15 protein-coding genes and 1 tRNA gene are annotated in these 17,597 nt (G+C 61.4%); 12 read left to right on the plus strand and 4 right to left on the minus strand.

All coding sequences use genetic code 11. From position 1 onward, the window contains the following. Positions 1-162 precede the first annotated feature (162 nt). Positions 163-2,217 (plus strand): lytic transglycosylase domain-containing protein, encoded by a 2,055-nt coding sequence (locus tag NKH73_RS05890; protein WP_352929006.1) that lies wholly within the window; start codon positions 163-165, stop codon positions 2,215-2,217. Positions 2,218-2,358: 141 nt separating this feature from the next. Continuing rightward, complete coding sequence (locus tag NKH73_RS05895; protein ID WP_352929008.1) at positions 2,359-3,246, plus strand: alpha/beta fold hydrolase; 888 nt, start codon at positions 2,359-2,361, stop codon at positions 3,244-3,246. A 62-nt stretch (positions 3,247-3,308) separates the two neighbouring features. Here NKH73_RS05895 and NKH73_RS05900 read toward each other — a convergent pair whose 3' ends face one another. Continuing rightward, positions 3,309-4,376, minus strand: coding sequence for a tyrosine-type recombinase/integrase (locus NKH73_RS05900; protein ID WP_352929010.1), 1,068 nt, complete (start codon positions 4,374-4,376; stop codon positions 3,309-3,311). 240 nt (positions 4,377-4,616) lie between these two features. Continuing rightward, positions 4,617-5,768, minus strand: a complete 1,152-nt coding sequence (locus NKH73_RS05905; RefSeq protein ID WP_352929012.1) for a porin — start codon at positions 5,766-5,768, stop codon at positions 4,617-4,619. A 465-nt stretch (positions 5,769-6,233) separates the two neighbouring features. Between NKH73_RS05905 and NKH73_RS05910 the strand changes: the two genes are divergently transcribed. Further along, positions 6,234-6,324, plus strand: a tRNA-Ser gene (locus NKH73_RS05910). Between the two features lie 565 nt (positions 6,325-6,889). Next, entirely contained in the window at positions 6,890-8,062 is a 1,173-nt protein-coding gene (locus NKH73_RS05915) for a porin (protein ID WP_352929014.1), read from the plus strand. A gap of 504 nt (positions 8,063-8,566) precedes the next feature. Here NKH73_RS05915 and NKH73_RS05920 read toward each other — a convergent pair. Further along, positions 8,567-10,240: a tetratricopeptide repeat-containing sulfotransferase family protein gene (locus tag NKH73_RS05920; RefSeq protein ID WP_352929016.1), complete on the minus strand. Its 1,674-nt coding sequence runs from the start codon at positions 10,238-10,240 to the stop codon at positions 8,567-8,569. Between the two features lie 135 nt (positions 10,241-10,375). On the opposite strand from NKH73_RS05920, the gene NKH73_RS05925 reads away from it, so the two are divergent. Further along, entirely contained in the window at positions 10,376-11,488 is a 1,113-nt protein-coding gene (locus tag NKH73_RS05925; RefSeq protein ID WP_352929018.1) for a pyridoxal phosphate-dependent aminotransferase, read from the plus strand. Positions 11,489-11,494: 6 nt separating this feature from the next. On the opposite strand, the gene NKH73_RS05930 is transcribed toward NKH73_RS05925, so the two are convergent. Beyond that, positions 11,495-12,028, minus strand: a complete 534-nt coding sequence (locus NKH73_RS05930) for a MarR family winged helix-turn-helix transcriptional regulator (RefSeq protein ID WP_352929020.1) — start codon at positions 12,026-12,028, stop codon at positions 11,495-11,497. 156 nt (positions 12,029-12,184) lie between these two features. On the opposite strand from NKH73_RS05930, the gene NKH73_RS05935 reads away from it, so the two are divergent. The 7 genes from NKH73_RS05935 (at position 12,185) to NKH73_RS05965 (ending at position 17,559) form a co-directional block, all read left to right on the plus strand. Next, positions 12,185-12,847: a TetR/AcrR family transcriptional regulator gene (locus tag NKH73_RS05935; protein WP_352929022.1), complete on the plus strand. Its 663-nt coding sequence runs from the start codon at positions 12,185-12,187 to the stop codon at positions 12,845-12,847. 63 nt (positions 12,848-12,910) lie between these two features. Continuing rightward, complete coding sequence (locus NKH73_RS05940; protein ID WP_352929024.1) at positions 12,911-14,074, plus strand: isovaleryl-CoA dehydrogenase; 1,164 nt, start codon at positions 12,911-12,913, stop codon at positions 14,072-14,074. A gap of 109 nt (positions 14,075-14,183) precedes the next feature. Then, a complete protein-coding gene (locus tag NKH73_RS05945) occupies positions 14,184-14,549 on the plus strand; it encodes an AbrB/MazE/SpoVT family DNA-binding domain-containing protein (protein ID WP_352929026.1) in 366 nt (121 codons plus the stop codon). Next, positions 14,546-14,929, plus strand: coding sequence for a type II toxin-antitoxin system VapC family toxin (locus tag NKH73_RS05950; RefSeq protein WP_352929028.1), 384 nt, complete (start codon positions 14,546-14,548; stop codon positions 14,927-14,929). The genes NKH73_RS05945 and NKH73_RS05950 overlap by 4 nt, the downstream gene beginning before the upstream one ends. Before the next feature lie 4 nt (positions 14,930-14,933). Beyond that, positions 14,934-16,541: a carboxyl transferase domain-containing protein gene (locus NKH73_RS05955; protein ID WP_352929030.1), complete on the plus strand. Its 1,608-nt coding sequence runs from the start codon at positions 14,934-14,936 to the stop codon at positions 16,539-16,541. A 1-nt stretch (position 16,542) separates the two neighbouring features. Continuing rightward, the gene (locus NKH73_RS05960; protein WP_352929032.1) at positions 16,543-17,082 is read left to right on the plus strand and encodes an O-acetyl-ADP-ribose deacetylase; all 540 of its coding nucleotides are present in this window, start codon (positions 16,543-16,545) and stop codon (positions 17,080-17,082) included. Positions 17,083-17,136: 54 nt separating this feature from the next. Continuing rightward, positions 17,137-17,559 (plus strand): hypothetical protein, encoded by a 423-nt coding sequence (locus NKH73_RS05965; RefSeq protein WP_502894158.1) that lies wholly within the window; start codon positions 17,137-17,139, stop codon positions 17,557-17,559. The last annotated feature ends 38 nt before the right edge of the window (positions 17,560-17,597 follow it).

Below are 17,597 nucleotides of genomic sequence, written 5' to 3' on the forward strand. Positions count from 1 at the left end.
ATAGTCTCGACACTGTTGCGCGGCAAGCATGGCAGTAGTGCCAGCAAGCGCAATTTGAACGACCTTGATTACCCTTTGTTTACCGGCTCTTCATAGCAGCCGATTAGGCTTCAGTTGATCTGTGCCTGTTGGTTATGTGCAAGACAGGAAATAACGACGACCATGCCGACCAGGCAGCCTCATTTTGTCGCGCTGTTCGGCGCAATCCTCCTGATGACGCCGAGCGTGGCGGCCACCGGCAAAGTCGATGCGCAGGTCACGTCGGCCATTCCGATGCCAAGCCTGCCGGATACGGGCTTGCAGGATAAAGGCCTGCCGAATACCGGATCTCCGTCCGCCAGCGTCGCCAGGCTGAAGAGCGGCCTCGACGCGCTGGCGGCAAACGACATTGCCGGTGCGCGAAAAGTGCGCGAGACCCTGCCGGTCAATTCGCTCGACCAGCATATCCTTGCCTGGGCGATTGCCCGCTATGGCGGCGACAAGGTGCCAAGCGGCGAGATCGCCGATGCTGCGAAAATGCTGCCGAACTGGCCGGGCACGATCGCCTTGCGCAAGAACAGCGAGCGCGCACTCTACCGCGAGAACCCCGCGCCTGAGATCGTGGTGCAGGCATTCGGCGGCAGCCAGCCACAAACAGTCGAGGGCGTGATGATCCTCGCCCGCTCCTATGTGTCGCGGGGCAACGTCAAGGCGGCGCGCTCGGTGCTGTCGCCTTTCTGGCGCACCGAAAAACTGGAAGCCAAGGACGAAGCTCACATCATCCAGGAATTCGGCAAGCTGATCCCCGTAGCCGACCACCGTTTCCGCATGGAGCGCATGTTCTATGCCAACCGGGTCAATTCCGCGCTGCGTGTCGCCGACCTTGCCGGCGCCCAGCAACTGGCGGACGCTTGGGCAGCGGCGGACAGGGGCGACAAGAGCGCGGCGAAACTGCTGAAGGCGGTGCCCGCCGCACAGCGTTCGGCCGGCTTTGTCTTCGCGCAGGCCGAATATCTGCGCAAACAGGAGAAGTTTTCCGCCGCCGCCGCAATGATGATGAAGGCGCCAAGTGATCGCAATGCGCTGGTCGATCCGGATGCCTGGTGGGCCGAGCGTCGAGTGTTATCGCGCGAACTGGTCGACCAGGGCGACATGAAGACCGCCTACAGAATCGTCGCAGCACATGCCGCCGAAAGTGCTGCCAGCGCGGCGGATGCAGAGTTCCATGCCGGCTGGTATGCGCTGCGCGGTCTCAACGACCCCAACATCGCTGCCAAGCATTTCGCGCGGATCGCCGATCTCACCCAGGGGCCGATATCGCTGTCGCGCGCCTATTACTGGCTCGGCCGTGCGGCCGAAGCCGGTGGTCCCGGCAGTGCGAAGGATCATTTCACCCGTGCCGCCGCCTACGGCACGACCTTCTACGGCCAGCTTGCCGGTGAGCGCGTCGGCCGGCAGGTGCTCAACATCGCCTATCCCTCGCCTGATACCGCCGACCGCCGGAATTTCGCCAACCGCGAGGCGGTCAGCGCCATCAAGCGACTGCAGGAGGCTGGCTATGAGCGTTACGCCGACACGCTTTACCGCGACCTCGCCGGACAGTTGACCAGCCCCGGAGAGCTGGCGCTGCTGGCCGGGATGGCGGAAAAGCAGGGCAATCATTTCCTGGCGCTGAAAGTCGGCAAGATCGCCGGCGCGCGCGGCATCGATGTCGGCGCGCTGTCGCATCCGCTCGGCGTCATTCCCGACACCGCCAACATTTCCGGTTCGGGCAAGGCGCTGGCCTACGCGATCGCGCGCCAGGAAAGCGAGTTCAACATCGGTGCGGTCTCCAGTGCCGGCGCGCGCGGCCTGCTGCAACTCATGCCTGATACCGCCAGGCAATTGGCGAAGAAAGCCGGAATGATCTTCTCGCAGGCGCGGCTGACCACTGACGCCGGCTACAATGCGACGCTGGGCGCCGCCTTCCTTGGCGAGCAGCTCGGCCGCTTCGACGGCTCCTACGTGCTGACCTTCGCCGGCTACAATGCCGGCCCCAACCGCGCCGCCCAGTGGGTGGCGAAATACGGCGACCCGCGCGGCAAGGACATCGATGCCGTCGTCGACTGGATCGAGCGGATTCCCTACACGGAAACAAGAGGTTACGTCCAACGCGTGATGGAGAATTACGAGGTCTACAAGATGCGCATTTCCGGGAAATACGACATTGCCGGAGATCTGGTGAACGGGCGGAGTTGAACCAAAGGAAGGCAGATTAGGCCAGAGGCTGGCGATCCTTCGCGTCCCCTCTGCCCAGCCGACGACGAAGTCGATTTGACCACCCCGCCCCTCGCCTGTAGCAGTCGTGAGGATCCGGCAACGGCGAGGAATCGAGTCCAAATGTCGAGCGGTTTTTCCGACTTCTTCTACGCCTCGCCGGACGGGCTGAAACTCCACGCACGTATCTACGGCGAAGCGAACTCCGGCCACTGGCCGGTCGTCTGCCTGCCCGGCCTCACCCGCAATAGCCGCGACTTTCATGAGCTGGCACTGCACCTGTCGCGACGGGAGGAAAGACCGCGAAAAATCATCGCCTTCGACTATCGCGGGCGCGGCCAGTCCGCCTACGGCCCCGATATCAGCCACTACACTGTCGGCGTCGAAGCCGGTGATATCCTCGCCGGGCTGGCGGCGCTTGCTATCGAAGAGGCCGCGTTCATCGGCACGTCGCGCGGCGGGCTGATCATCCATGTGCTCGGCGCGATGCGGCCATCGGTGCTGAAAGCCATCGTTCTCAACGACATCGGCCCGGTGGTCGAGGCCGCCGGTCTCGCCCATATCCGCTCCTATCTCGAGCCCGCGCCGGAGCCGAAAACGCATGCCGAGGCGATCAGTGCCCTGCGCGGCGCGCATGGCAGCGACTTTCCAGCCCTGACCGGGGCCGATTGGGAGCGGATGGTATCGGCCCTCTGCCGGGAGACGGAGGAAGGGCTGATGCCGGATTTCGACCCGAGGCTGATCGACACGCTGGCCGGACTCGATTTGACCCAGCCGTTGCCGGTACTGTGGCCGCAGTTCGAAGCGCTGGCGGCGATCCCGCTGCTTGCCATACGCGGAACCAATTCGAAACTGCTGTCCGCCGAAACGCTTCAACAGATGCGAAAGCGCCATCCCGACATCGAGACGATCACCGTCGAGGGCCAAGGCCACGCGCCTTTCCTCGAGACCGGCGCCCTGCCTGGTGCTATTGCCGCTTTTTTGAATCAGGCAGAGCTCAAGTCCAGATAAAGTAAACCCCAAGACCTGATCGGTCCCGGGGTAGTTACAACAGTATAGAAAATGGCCTTGGCTTATTTGGCTTTCGAGCTTTTCCGCGGTGCCTTTGCGGCTGCAGGCTCCGCCTTATGCTCGCTCGGCGATGCGGAAGGCGCCGTCAATGGGGACGAAAATACAGAGCTTTCGGCGCTTCCAGCCGTCCCGCCGCGAGGCGTTTCCAGCACGGTGACGCAGCCGTCGAGGTCATTGGTGGCGAGATGCGCGTAACGCATGGTCATCGACAGCGTCTGGTGACCGAGCCACATCTGCACGCGCCTGATATCTATGCCGCCCTGGACAAGCCGCGAGGCGCAGGTGTGGCGCAGAATGTGCGGCACAACCTGATCGTCGGCGGCAAGACCGATTTCGGCTTTCGCATCGTTCCAGATGGCGCGAAACTGCGCCTGGCTGAGCTTGGTGAACGGGCCCTTGGGCCGGCGGCCCTCGGTGGCCGGCAGCTTGATCACCTCTTTTACCCGTTCGGTCATCGGAATGGTGCGGCTGCGGCCGGATTTGGTGATCCAGAAGCTGACGCGATGCTCCTGGATATCATTCCAGATCAGGCCGAGCGCCTCGCCGAGGCGGCATCCGGTGTCGACTAGAAAAACGGAGAGCCGGTAGGCATCCTCGCTGCGGCTCTTGATGGCGGCGAACAGCCGTGCCTCCTCGTCCCTCTCCAGGAAACGAATCCGTCCCGCCCGCTCCTTCTGGCGGCGGAACTCGGGCAGGCTGTGGATATCCCCCATCTTATGAGCCTTGCGCAGCAGTTTGCTGAGAGCAGCCATCTTCCGGTTGATGGTTGCGTTGCTGTTGCCGCGCTGGCGCAAGGTGCCGATAAGGTTATCCAGGGTACTCTGGTCAAAGGCGCTGAAACGCTCTCCGAGGAGAATCTCGTCTATTTCGCCGATGAAAGAGCTGACATTGTATTTATGCCGCCCATCATCCCAAAGTATATCCCGGTATGCTGAAAATAGTTCCCCGATCCTGAACGACTTTACTTCTCTTATCTTGTTGTAACTGTATTTTATCTTGGAAATCTGAGAAGAAAAAACCGAAAAATGATCAGAGAGGTCATCCTCTTGAATCGTTTCGTTCGTCATCATTCGCCACACCCCCGGGGTGGATAGGATCAGACCTATCCGCTTGGAAGCGCCCTTTCAAGAGTTTTGAATCACGCGATTGTGATTTCATCCGCCATCAACGGATCCCACGAAATCATCCCACGGACTCTATTCAGCTACCGATTTCCCCCTGTTCCTTCTGTTTGCCTTGATCCAGTCACGAAACAGAACAGCCCGGGCGTTGAAGCGCCCGGGCTGGATTTCACCTGTTAGAACCAGCCCTTAGAACGAGCGCTGGAAGCGGAGCTGGCCGCCAAAGTTGTCATCATCGTCGGCACCGGTCCAGTTGGAGACGGTATCATCACCAACGCCGAGGTAGGAGGCTTCCGCCGTGATCGTCAGGCCGGGGACGATGTCATAGGCGATGTTCGCCACGACGCCGAGGTTTTCGCCTTCGTCATACGAGATCTGGGCGTTGAACGAGGTCTTCTCGTTGATGGTGTAGGTACCACCGCCCCAGAGTGCCCAGTTGCCGCTCCACAGCTTGTACATGCCGCGACCGCCAGCGGGGAATGCCCAGGTGGGGTCCGTGTAGTTGTCGTCGGTGCCGTAGCCAGCCATGATGAACAGCGACAGGTTCTCCATCGGCGTGATGTCGAGGCGAACCTTGCCGGCCACTTCTTCGTAGGCGCTGTCATAAGCGATGACGCCGGTGATCGCGCCCCAGCCCTGCGTCCACTTCAAGCCGCCGACGACATGCGGAACATAGTCGTCGATCGTGAAGGGGCCGTAGCCTTCTTCGAGCGAGACGACGGCCGAGAAGCCGTTGCCGGCATCGAAGTAGTACTGGATGACGTTGGTGTCGAAGCCGCCGTAGGGGACCAGCGTATCGTTCATGACGTTGCCGGCGTAGCCGATGAACGTATCGAAGGCCGATTCGTCCTTACCGACGCGCAGCCCACCGAGCTGGATCCAAGCGAAGTTCAGCGAAACGCCCCTGTTGCCGGCATCGTTGCCGACGAGGTACCCATCCTCGTCGATGGCGGCGAAGCCCTGCCTGTTACCGAAGTTGTAGCGGGTCTCGGTGTAGGTCTTCAAGGTGCCGAGCTCGGTTTCCTGGCCGGTCCAGGTCTTCAGCGTGAAGCGAGCGCGCTTCCAATAGGTGTCGTTCTCGCCGCCGTCCTCGCGGTCCCAGTTCGTCGCACCGGTGAAAGTGCCGACGTCACCGACGCCGATGTCGTAGCGGACGTAGCCGCCGATGCGCAGGCAGGTTTCGGTGCCGGGGATGTAGAAATAGCCAGCGCCGTAGACGTCGCAGATCCGGACGTATTCAGCGGGTTCCGGCTCGGCGACGACGACGGCGTCGGCGGCGCGCGCACCGGAAACTGCGACCAGCGCCGCAGCGGAGCCGAGAAGAAGGCTCTTGATGTTCATTTTCTGACCTCCAGTCAAAAGTTAAAAAACGGGTCTGGGTATTCTTTGCTGAAGGACAGCGTTCCCTGCCCCATCCCCACTACCGAAAAAGATGCGCACCGCGCCGCTCCTTCGAACTCGACATTACCCATGAGGCGGCGGCGTTCAACCACCATCGTACCGGCGAAAGGTCTGTGCGGGTGCTATCCCCAAACGTTGTTGCACAAATGACACGATTTGGCCTCACTCGGAAAGCTCTCATTAACCATCGAGCTGCCGGAAACCCTTGGGCGAGCCCTTGTGACCCTGCCGATTCCGGCAATTGCCAGCCGGAAATGCGACCATTGCCCCCGGAGCCGCCAGCCAGCGAATCGCCACGGAATCGCCGCACGCCAAGGCGGCGCTTCAGCAGGAGCCGGTTTTTTCAATGATAATCGCGCAGGCTTGTTGATTGTGCCGGCGCTTTTCTTTATCCACCGGCGCAACGGAGAGGTGGCCGAGTGGTCGAAGGCGCTCCCCTGCTAAGGGAGTAGAGGTCAAAAGCTTCTCGTGGGTTCGAATCCCATCCTCTCCGCCATCCTGCTTCGCGCTGCGCGCTTCGCAGGACAAGCCCGGCGAATTCTTCTCGAGAATCCCTTGCAAAACCTGGTTCCGAAGCCTTTCCCAGCTTCATCATCCCAGGGCGAAGCAGGAGCGAAGCGACGTCGCGAAGACCCTGGGATCCATGCCATGACATCAGCCAAAGAATGCAGCGGCTCAGGATGGCCGTTCGACGAGTGCGGTCGCCAACGGGTGCGCTGAAGCAGAGCTTGCACCGTTGCGACACGCAAACGTCACGGCATGGATCCCGGGGTCTGCGCTGCGTCACTTCGCTCCTTGCTCCGCCCCAGGATGACGAAGGGAGAATGTATGCGATCGCCACCGACAAAGGGGCAGCCAATCTGTCAAAACTTCCTGTGTCCAAGAGTTGGTTGGCAGCGCCTTTTTTGGCGCGGTTTTCGCTCACGAACGTCTGTGGCGAGTTTTCACGACCAACGGCAAATCCTGCGATTCTCCAAAAAACCAAGCAATAACAAGTAACTACCGTAGAAACAGCCGTCACCGGTCCGCTGTTTCGTTCGATTCTGACTGGAGGTCAGAAAATGAACATCAAGAGCCTTCTTCTCGGCTCCGCTGCGGCGCTGGTCGCAGTTTCCGGTGCGCGCGCCGCCGACGCCGTCGTCGTCGCCGAGCCGGAACCCGCTGAATACGTCCGGATCTGCGACGTCTACGGCGCTGGCTATTTCTACATCCCCGGCACCGAAACCTGCCTGCGCATCGGCGGCTATCTCCGCTACGACATCGGCGTCGGCGACGTCGGCGCCTTCGCTGGTGCAACGTCTGGCGACTACGAGGACGGCAGCGAGAACGACACCTATTGGAAGCGCGCTCGCTTCACGCTGAAGACCTGGACCGGCCAGGAAACCGAGCTCGGCACCTTGAAGACCTACACCGAGACCCGCTTCAACTTCGGCAACCGCCAGGGCCGCGCCGACGTTGGTTACGCCCCAGACGGGGAGCTGGCCTTCGTCCCTAACGAGGCCGGCAACAGAGGCGTCTCGCTGAACTTCGCCTGGATCCAGCTCGGTGGGCTGCGCGTCGGTAAGGACGAGTCGGCCTTCGATACGTTCATCGGCTACGCCGGCAACGTCATCAACGATACGCTGGTTCCCTTTGGTGGCTTCGACACCAACGTCGTCCAGTACTACTTCGACGCCGGCAACGGCTTCTCGGCCGTCGTCTCGCTCGAAGAAGGCTACGGCCCCTTCACAATCGACAGCTACGTTCCGCATGTCGTCGGCGGCGTGAAGTGGACGCAGGGCTGGGGCGCGATCACCGGCGTCGTTGCTTATGACAGCAACTATGAAGAAGTGGCCGGCAAGGTTCGCCTCGACATCACGCCGATGGAGAACCTGTCGCTGTTCATCATGGCCGGCTACGGCACTGACGACAACTATACGGACCCTTCATATGTATGGGATGCCAACGGCCGCGGCATGTACAAGCTGTGGAGCGGCAACTGGGCAGTCTGGGGCGGTGGTACCTACACCATCAACGAGAAGACCTCGTTCAACCTCCAGGCTTCGTATGACGAAGGCGAGAACCTCGGCATCGCTGCCAACATCGCCTACGACGTCGTCCCGGGCCTGACGATCACGGCCGAAGTCGACTACCTGCACGCAGGCAAGTTTGGCGAAGCCGACTTCTCCAACTGGACCGGTGCGGACGACGAAGACAGCATCGGCGGTATTCTCCGCTTCCAGCGCTCGTTCTAATCAGCAGCGTCTGACTGAAAATGAACCCGGCGGGCAACCGCCGGGTTTTTTCGTATCGGCGTGGCTGCCAAATGCGTGATGCACGGCGCCCCGATACTGGCCACGGTCGTTCTCTGCTGATTTGGAGCGGAATGCAGCCGCCAATCTCCAGCGCTGGCGATTGGCCACAGCCCACCCATCATCCCCAGGGTGGAGCAGGAGCGCAGAATGAAAGCAGCAGCGATCCTTCGCGCCCCCCTCTGTCCTGCCGGACATCTCCCCCACTTGGGGGGAGATTGGCCGTCGCCGTTGCTTTCGCCAATCTCGAACGTTGATGAACAGGCGCCGTCAGCGCAGCTGCCGATCTCCCTCCTTGTGGGGGAAATGGCCGGCAGGACAGAGGGGGGCGCTGTCCCTCCAGCGTCTCCAAAGATTCTGCACCGCAGCAGCGTTTAGCGGCCGAAGGTCGGTCGGCAGCAAGCCTATGCGATTGATTGAGATCCTCGCGGCCCGCCGAACCTCATGTCAAATCTCTGCAAGATCGCCCAGCGACTGGATCAGCGGCTGAATTTCGTTTTCGTAATTCTTCCAGCGCTTGACGGACGATTTGTAGATCGGTTGACGAACCTGCCAGCGACTGGGCGTGTTGACCGAACCATCCCTGTCGAAAAAGCGCAGGCAGGCGTCATCCCAGGGAAGCCCGAGATAATCTATGAGGCGGCGCGACTGCGCTTCCTGGTCCTCAACCAGCGTTTCGTAGCGATTTTCGAAGATAAGACCTGGAAAAACCTCGTTCCAATGCCGCATCAGGCGATCATATTCGCGATAGTACAGGCCTAGTGTATTCAGGTCGGTGTTGTAGCTGTGCCCCTCGTTGAAGTTCTGGACAAAGCAGGAGACGCAATTGTCAACGGCATCACGACGGCAATGAATGATGCGTGCGTTGGGAAAGAGAAGGCCGATGAGGCCGATCAGCTCGAAATTGTGCGGCATCTTGTCGACTACGCGAAGCGCGGCAGGCGCCCGCTCCCGCAAATAGGACAGATGCTCTTGGGCCAAGGTTCTGGACAGATCTTCTGTGATCGACATGATCGGCTGGGTCAAATCTCCGGCCGATGAGGTTTTGAGGCCGATCGCATTCGCAACCCGCCTTAATTTGTTAAGCTCCCCTGCCCCATGAACATCGGGATGGCTGGCGCAGATCTGTTCCGTAAGCGTCGTCCCCGAGCGAGGCATGCCAACCACGAACACAGGCACTTCGGAAGTGTTTCCATAGCCGGCCCTGGCAGCTAAAAAATCCGGCGTGAAGGTTTCGATCATCGCGTCTATCCAGCGACGATACACGTCGATATCGAACTTGTAGCCGGAGGCCTGTTTCGCCTTGTTGAAATGGTCGAATGCCTCATCATAGCGCTTGATGTCGTTCAGCACCTTGCCGGCGGCGTAATGGAGTTGCTGTGCGCCTTCCGAACCAAGCTTCGGATCGCCGAGTTCACGAAGAATGGATTGGAGCTCCTCGGGTTCCTCGGTGAACTTTCGCGTCTGTACAAGGTCGTTGTAGGCGTCCGGCACCCCAATGCGACGTCCGATTGCTTCTTTCAGATAGACGGCTGCCTCATCCATGCGCCCCAGGCTGCTGAGCGCACGGGCCAGCCCGGCCCGTACCTTGGGATGATCGCGGTTGATTTTCAGCGCCTTCTCGTAAAGCGGCAAAGCCATGTCGGGCTTGTCAAACGCTATGTAAGTGCGCCCCAATGCACAAAGTGCTTCGATAAGGCCGGGCTGCAGTTCCAAGGCGTACTGCATATGCTTGATTGCCGGCGAATATTCGCTGACCTTCACATAGGCCTCGCCAAGACTCAGGTGGTAGTAGGGGTTTTTAGGCTCCTCGCCGACCGCCCGTGCGAAATATCGCAAGGCCATCTCATCATCGTAACGCAGGTATAGAGTCCCCAAGATATACAAGGCGAGCGGATGGTTTGGCGTGCGCGCCAGAACCCGAAGGCATAGATCCTGTGCCTCGTCGAGCCGCTTTGCCTGCTGATGGATATATGCCTGTTTCAGCAGCGCGTCGTCGGCTTGCGCGCGCGATTGAGCGGTTCCTTGATTCACCGTCGGTTTCAGTATCGGCACCTTCGCTTTCGGCGCGGGACCGGGGTTGATGTGCTTTGACCAAGCAGGTGGGAGTCGATTGTTCATGATATCTCGCTAGCAAAAAGAGCCGAAGGAATCCAGCATGCCGGTTGCAGTCAAGGCGGGAGCTTGCGCGGCCAACTGTGCCGCGCTAGCAAGAAGTCCCTTTTCGAACGAGCCCCTTTTCGAACGAGCATTGCCATGCGCCAGCGCCCTCCCCTCACGCCAATCATCAGCGCGCTTCCCTCAACGGTGCCGTTTGTCGGCCCGGAAGCGCAGGAGCGGGACCGCGGCCGCGCGTTTCGCGCCCGCATCGGCGCCAATGAGAGCAGTTTCGGTCCCTCGCCGCGCGTCATCGCCCGCATGGCGGAGATCGCCGGGGACATGTGGATGTACTGCGACCCCGACAATCACGATTTGAAGGTGGCTGTCGCCGCGCATCTCGGCGTCAGCGCCGAAAACGTGGTTGTCGGCGAAGGCATAGACGGGTTGCTCAGCCTGGTGGCTCGCATGTATGTGGCACCGGCCGATGCCGTGGCCACCTCGCTCGGTGCCTATCCGACCTTCAATTTCCACATAGCCGGCGTCGGCGGCCGGCTGGTCGCGGTCCCCTACGAGGACGACCGGGAAAGCCTGGACGGCCTATTGGCTGCAGCGCGCAAGGAAAATGCGCCGCTGGTCTACCTCTCCAACCCGGACAATCCAATGGGAAGCTGGTGGGAGGCGGCCGAGCTCATCCGCTTCATCGAAGCCCTGCCGGAGGCCACCATGTTGGTGCTCGACGAGGCCTATGGCGAGTTGGGGCCCGCCTCGGCGCTGCCGCCGATCGATGTGGCGCGGCCGAACGTCATTCGCATGCGCACCTTCTCGAAAGCCTACGGGCTGGCCGGCATACGCTGCGGCTATGCGGTGGCCGACGCCCAGGTGATCCGCGACTTCGAAAAAATCCGCAACCATTACGGCGTCAGCCGCATGGCGCAGATTGCCGGCGTCGAGGCGTTGGCCGATCAGGACTATCTCCAGAGTGTGGTGGCGCGGGTCGCTGCCGGCCGCCGGCGTATAGCTGAGATAGCCGAGGCGAATGGACTGAAGCCGCTGCCCTCGGCGACCAATTTCGTCACCATAGACTGCGGCCGCGACGGCGCCTTCGCACTGAACGTGCTGCAGGCGCTTTTGTCGCGCGATGTGTTCATCCGCAAGCCAATAGTGCCGGTGCTCGACCGCTGCATCCGGGTCAGCGTCGGCCTCGACCATGAGCTCGATATTCTTGCCGAGGAATTGCCCGGCGCGTTGGCGGCGGCACGGGGGAACTGAAGATCGCTACGCCGTCGTTTTCGGCCTTGCCGCTATCTCCCCGTCACCGAGCAGGCACATGACCCGCTTCAAGGTGTTCGAAAGCTCGGCGGCTTCGTCGTCGGCCAGACCGGCCGTCAGCCGGGTGAGATCGCGATCCGCCGCCGCCTGAAGTGCTGCCAGTTCCGAGTTTCCCCGCGCGGTCAGGGACAGGGTGCGCTGACGCCGATCGTTCAGATCGGTACGCAATTCGGTCAGGCCCATGGCGGTGAATTTTCTAAGGATCCGCGTTACAAAGGCGGGGTCCAGCCGGAGCTCGCCGGCAATCCCGGACGCAGCCGGCTCGAGACCGAGATGGAACGCTCGCGCAAGAAACCCTGCCTCGCCGCTCGGGTTGGTAGCGACGGCTCCCGCGCGGCGACCCAGCTCGAATAGCACCCGCGCCTCGGTCAGCGTATAGGTGCTCTGCATCAAGGTCTCGTCGAGCAGCCCAATCAAGCTGGTGTAAAACCTGTTGAAATGACGGATCTCAGCGACCATAGCATTCCGCTCATCCGGCATGTCGGGGCTCCGTTTCTGGAGATTCTACACCGCAGGATCATCACTGTATTATTTGACTTAGTCAACTATTTAAAGGTCGCAGTCGTTCATCAGAAATGCAGCTCTTGAATTAATTAAACGTTCGTTTTATTATTGTCGCTTCACGATGAGGCGATGATGGCCCGCACGACCGGTTCCGACGGCGAAAAGACCGAGGCAGCGATCCGCGAAGCGGCGGTTAACCTGATCGCGCGTCTAGGCTACGAGGCGATGTCGATGCGCCAGCTCGCAGCGGAGGTCGGGGTCCAGGCCGCCGCGCTCTACCGCTATTTCCCGACCAAGGAAGACCTCTTGTTCACGCTGATGCGCGAGCACATGGAGGGGCTTATCCGGGCGTGGAATGCGGCGCGCCCCGCCGCGGCCGATCCGGCGAGGCGGCTTGCCGCCTATGTCGAAAACCACATCGCCTTCCACATCGAGCGTCGCCACGCCACCCATGTCTCCAACATGGAGCTGCGCAGCCTGTCGCATGATCGCCTGACGCAGATCCTGCGTATGCGCACGGCCTATGAAAAGGAGCTGCGCGCCATCCTGCGCGACGGCGCCGAAGCCAGCGTCTTCAGCGTCGAAGACACAGGGCTGACGGCGATGGCGGTGATCCAGATGATGACCGGCGTCATCGTCTGGTTCCGACCGGGCGAGCGGCTATCGATCTCGGAGGTGACCGCCACATATCTTTCAATGACCATGCGGCTGGTGGGAGCAGAGGCCCACGGCGCGACTACGACCTACAGCGCCCCGCACGGCTTCGGCCGCGCAAAGGACGCTGTAGCACCTTGATTTTGCGCATGATCCCTCCCGGAATCGAATTCGATTTCGGGACCATGCGCCGGGAGGAACGGCATGTACACGCACACACTCAACTTCGGGCTTGACGAAGACATCGAGGCGCTGCGCGACCTGGTGCGGCGCTTCGCCCAGGAAAAGATCGCACCGATCGCCGCCGAGATCGACCGCTCGAATGAATTTCCGGCGCATCTGTGGCGCGAATTCGGAGCCCTCGGCCTGCTCGGCATCACCGCCGACCCGGATTTCGGTGGCACCGGCATGGGCTATCTCGCCCATGTGGTCGCGATGGAGGAGATTTCGCGTGCCTCGGCCTCGGTCGGCCTCTCCTACGGCGCCCATTCCAATCTCTGCGTCAACCAAATCAATCGCTGGGCGACGCCGGCACAGAAGGAAAAATATCTGCCAGCGCTGTGCAGCGGCGAAAAGGTCGGCGCGCTGGCAATGTCGGAAACCGGCGCCGGCTCCGATGTCGTGTCGCTCAAGCTGCGTGCCGAAAAGCGCAACGACCGCTATGTGCTCAACGGCACCAAGATGTGGATCACCAATGGCCCGGACGCCGAGACGCTGGTCGTCTATGCCAAGACCGATCCGGAGCTCCATTCGCGTGGGATCACCGCCTTCATCGTCGAGAAATCGATGGCCGGCTTTTCCGTCGCGCAAAAGCTCGACAAGCTCGGCATGCGCGGCTCGAATACCGGCGAGCTGGTCTTTTCGAATGTCGAGGTGCCGTTCGACAATGTGCTGCACGAGGAAGGGCGCGGCGTCGAAGTGCTGATGTCGGGCCTCGACTACGAGCGCACCGTGCTCGCCGGCGGCCCGATCGGGCTGATGGCGGCGTGCCTCGATGTGGCGGTCCCTTATGTGCATGAACGCAAGCAGTTCGGCCAGCCGATCGGCGAGTTCCAGCTGGTGCAAGGCAAGCTCGCCGATATGTACACGACGATGAACGCCGCGCGCGCCTACGTCTATGCTGTCGCCGCCGCCTGCGACCGCGGCCAGACGAGCCGCAAGGACGCCGCCGCTTGCGTGCTGTTCGCCGCCGAGAAGGCGACACAGATGGCCCTCGACGCCATCCAGTTGCTGGGCGGCAATGGCTACATCAACGATTATCCGACCGGTCGGCTTTTGCGCGACGCCAAGCTCTACGAGATCGGCGCCGGCACCAGCGAAATCCGCCGCTGGCTGATCGGGCGCGAAATCATGGCGGAGGGAGTTTAGTGGCGCTGTCTTGAAATCTGGCATACATAGGAGATAGTGCCATAATTCTGAAATGTGCCGCATTGCTGGAACGAGGCAGACCATGGCAAACGAAACGGAAAAGGCAGGGTTGGGCGAAAATCCGCAAAACCAGTTCGAGGCCGGAGCTCGGAAAACTCCGCTCCGGGCTCCAGCGAAACGAGAGCGCATCAAGCTTGGCGAGGGCGGGCGCTTCGTTATCCCGGCTGCGATGCGCGAGGAAATGGGCGTGAGGCCTGGTGAAGACTTGATCCTTCACGTCGAGAACGGCGAGTTGCGGGTAAGGTCGTGGCTCCAAAATCTGCGGCGCGTCCAGGCGGAATTGTCGGCGTTGAAAAAGCCCGAGGAAAGTGTCGTCGACGAATTTCTGAAGGAGCGGCGGGAAGAACAGCGCCGAAGCGACAAGCGTTTGGACCGGCTTCATGCCGAAGGGACGACGAGAAAGCGTGCGAAATGAAACCCTACGTCATGGACAGTTCGGCGGCGCTTGCGATCCTGCTCAACGAGAAAGGCACCGATATCGCCTTGGGTTTTGCGCCGGATGCGCAATGCAGCTCCGTCAATGCGGCTGAAATTATCGCCAAGCTGATCGACAGGGGACGCAGCATGGAGGAGGCTGCCGACGACCTTGCGAGCCTCGGCATGCCGGTCGCCGTTTTCGACGAAGCGATGGGCATCGCCGCCGGTCAGCTTCGCGAACTGACGCGGCATCGCGGCTTATCGCTGGGCGACCGGGCCTGCCTCGCACTGGCAATTCGCGAGAACGCCATCGCCGTCACCGCTGATCGCGATTGGGGTGATCTGGATGTCGGCTGCAAGATCGAATTGATCCGGTAACATCATGACCACCCTCACCTCACAGATCTCGCCCGCCTCGGACACCTTCCGCGCCAATGCCGAGCGTATGCGGGCGCTGGTCGCCGACATTGCGGAAAAGGCGGCAACCGTCGAGCGTGGCGGCTCGGAGGAAGCGCGTGAGCGCCACCAGAGCCGCGGCAAGCTCTTGCCGCGCGAGCGCCTCGCTCAATTGCTCGACACCGGCTCGCCGTTCCTTGAAATCGGCCAGTTCGCCGCGTGGTCGATGTATGGCGAAGACATCTCATCGGCCGGCCTCATCGCCGGCATCGGCCGCGTCGAAGGCACCGAAGTCATGGTCGTCGTCAACGACGCCACGGTGAAGGGCGGCACCTATTATCCGCTGACGGTGAAGAAGCATCTGCGCGCGCAGGAGATCGCGATGCAGAACAAACTGCCTTGCGTCTATCTGGTCGACAGCGGCGGCGCCAACCTGCCCAACCAGGACGAGGTGTTTCCCGACCGCGACCATTTCGGCCGCATCTTCTACAACCAGGCCAATATGTCGGCTGCAGGCATTCCGCAGATCGCCTGCGTCATGGGTTCGTGCACGGCGGGTGGCGCCTATGTGCCGGCGATGTCGGACGAGACGATCATGGTGCGCAATCAGGCGACCATCTTCCTCGGCGGCCCGCCGCTGGTGAAGGCCGCTACCGGCGAGGATGTCAGCGCGGAGGAACTGGGTGGGGCCGATGTGCACACGCGGCTTTCCGGGGTCGCCGACCACTATGCGCTGGACGACGAGCATGCGCTGGCGATCGCACGCCGCATCGTCAAGAACTTGAATCGAAAGAAGGACATCGGGCTGGCACTTCGCGATCCGATTCCGCCGCTTCATGCAGCCGGTGAGCTCTACGGCATCGTGCCGACCGACCTGCGCCAGCCCTATGACGTGCGCGAAGTGATCGCGCGCCTCGTCGACGGCTCCGAGTTCGACGAGTTCAAGCAGAATTACGGCACCACGCTGGTCACCGGCTTTGCCCATCTTCAGGGCATGCCGGTCGGCATCATCGCCAACAACGGCGTGTTGTTTTCGGAAAGCGCGCTGAAGGGCGCGCATTTCATCGAACTGTGCTGCCAGCGCAAGATCCCGCTGATCTTCCTGCAGAACATCACCGGCTTCATGGTGGGACGAAAATACGAGGCCGGCGGCATTGCCAAGGATGGCGCCAAGCTGGTGATGGCTGTCGCCACGGCCCGTGTGCCGAAGGTGACCATGATCATCGGCGGCTCGTTCGGCGCAGGCAACTACGGCATGTGCGGACGCGCCTATTCGCCACGCTTCCTGTGGATGTGGCCGAACGCCCGCATTTCGGTGATGGGCGGCGAACAGGCGGCGACCGTGCTCGCCGTCGTCAAGCGCGAGGGGATCGAACGCAAGGGCGGAGAATGGAGCGCGGAGGAGGAAGCAAAATTCAAGAAGCCGATCTTGATGAAATACGAGCATGAGGGCCATCCGCTCTATTCCTCCGCCCGGCTGTGGGACGACGGCATCATCGACCCGGCCAAGACGCGCGAGGTGCTGGCGCTCAGCCTTTCAGCCGCGCTGAACGCCGGGATCGAGGAAACAAAGTTCGGCGTGTTCAGGATGTGAAATGAGCGAGATCAACCACAGAATTCGCGTTCATACCGGCGACATCACCAAGCTGGCGGTCGATGCCATCGTCAACGCCGCCAACACCTCGCTCTTGGGCGGCGGTGGCGTCGACGGCGCCATTCACCGGGCGGCCGGCCCCGAGCTCGAATTCGAATGCCGGATGCTGAATGGCTGCAAGGTCGGCGACGCAAAACTTACCAGGGGTTACAGGCTGCCGGCACGCTTCATCCACACGGTCGGGCCGGTCTGGCAAGGCGGCGGCAAAGGCGAGGCCGAGTTGTTGGCCTCCTGCTATCGCCGGTCGCTCGAGCTTGCCGCAGCCAACGGTTGCCGGACAGTGGCATTTCCGGCGATCTCGACCGGTGTATACCGATATCCAAAGGAGCAGGCGACGCAGATCGCCGTTGACACCGTGAGTGCCTTCATCGGCCAGAAAGCGGTTCCGGAAACTGTCATTTTCTGCTGCTTCGACCAACAGACGGCGGAACTGTACCAGCAGGCGTTGCTGCGTCTGGCGGAGCGTGACCTGCACCGATGAGAAATCCCGTCCCTCAGACTTATTTTCAACCATTGAACTGGCCGCCCGGAAAAATTGCGGCTATTGCTCGTTGCAAATACCAATGGGGATTGGGCGAAGATGAGACTAGGGCCTTTTCAGAAAACAACTGTATCTGTACTTGCAGGACTGCTTATATTCGCGGCGCCTGGGGTTGGCGCGGCGGAATCGCTGGCGGGGAGCAAGGGCGACAGCCGTTTCGCCGTCAATTTTCCGCCGGGTTCGACGGGAGACTGCCCGAAGGCCTACAAAGCCTATGTGGCGGCCAGCGGGCATTCCGCCTATGCCACGACCTTCTATTCGCGCGTGACCGATCTGTACGTCTTTTGCAGCGCGCGGCTGAACGCGCCGTCCAAGAAGGCTGCGGAAGATCTGGCACTGCGGTCCTGTCAGGACGGCGTCAAAAAATACAAGGTCAAGACCGCAAGCGGAGGCTGCGGAATCGCCGCCTCCAAGTAGACGGCCGCCTGCCAGGCCTGTCGCAAACCCTGGCTGCG

Source organism: Mesorhizobium sp. M0938 (genome assembly GCF_040319125.1).
Classification (GTDB): domain Bacteria; phylum Pseudomonadota; class Alphaproteobacteria; order Rhizobiales; family Rhizobiaceae; genus Mesorhizobium; species Mesorhizobium robiniae.

Excerpts from the sequence above, each read along its gene's own strand:
- NKH73_RS05890 (WP_352929006.1), top strand. The coding sequence starts at position 163 with ATGCCGACCAGGCAGCCTCATTTTGTCGCGCTGTTCGGCGCAATCCTC.
- NKH73_RS05895 (WP_352929008.1), top strand. The coding sequence starts at position 2,359 with ATGTCGAGCGGTTTTTCCGACTTCTTCTACGCCTCGCCGGACGGGCTG.
- NKH73_RS05900 (WP_352929010.1), bottom strand. The coding sequence starts at position 4,376 with ATGATGACGAACGAAACGATTCAAGAGGATGACCTCTCTGATCATTTT.
- NKH73_RS05905 (WP_352929012.1), bottom strand. The coding sequence starts at position 5,768 with ATGAACATCAAGAGCCTTCTTCTCGGCTCCGCTGCGGCGCTGGTCGCA.
- NKH73_RS05915 (WP_352929014.1), top strand. The coding sequence starts at position 6,890 with ATGAACATCAAGAGCCTTCTTCTCGGCTCCGCTGCGGCGCTGGTCGCA.
- NKH73_RS05920 (WP_352929016.1), bottom strand. The coding sequence starts at position 10,240 with ATGAACAATCGACTCCCACCTGCTTGGTCAAAGCACATCAACCCCGGT.
- NKH73_RS05925 (WP_352929018.1), top strand. The coding sequence starts at position 10,376 with ATGCGCCAGCGCCCTCCCCTCACGCCAATCATCAGCGCGCTTCCCTCA.
- NKH73_RS05930 (WP_352929020.1), bottom strand. The coding sequence starts at position 12,028 with ATGCCGGATGAGCGGAATGCTATGGTCGCTGAGATCCGTCATTTCAAC.
- NKH73_RS05935 (WP_352929022.1), top strand. The coding sequence starts at position 12,185 with ATGGCCCGCACGACCGGTTCCGACGGCGAAAAGACCGAGGCAGCGATC.
- NKH73_RS05940 (WP_352929024.1), top strand. The coding sequence starts at position 12,911 with ATGTACACGCACACACTCAACTTCGGGCTTGACGAAGACATCGAGGCG.
- NKH73_RS05950 (WP_352929028.1), top strand. The coding sequence starts at position 14,546 with ATGAAACCCTACGTCATGGACAGTTCGGCGGCGCTTGCGATCCTGCTC.
- NKH73_RS05955 (WP_352929030.1), top strand. The coding sequence starts at position 14,934 with ATGACCACCCTCACCTCACAGATCTCGCCCGCCTCGGACACCTTCCGC.
- NKH73_RS05960 (WP_352929032.1), top strand. The coding sequence starts at position 16,543 with ATGAGCGAGATCAACCACAGAATTCGCGTTCATACCGGCGACATCACC.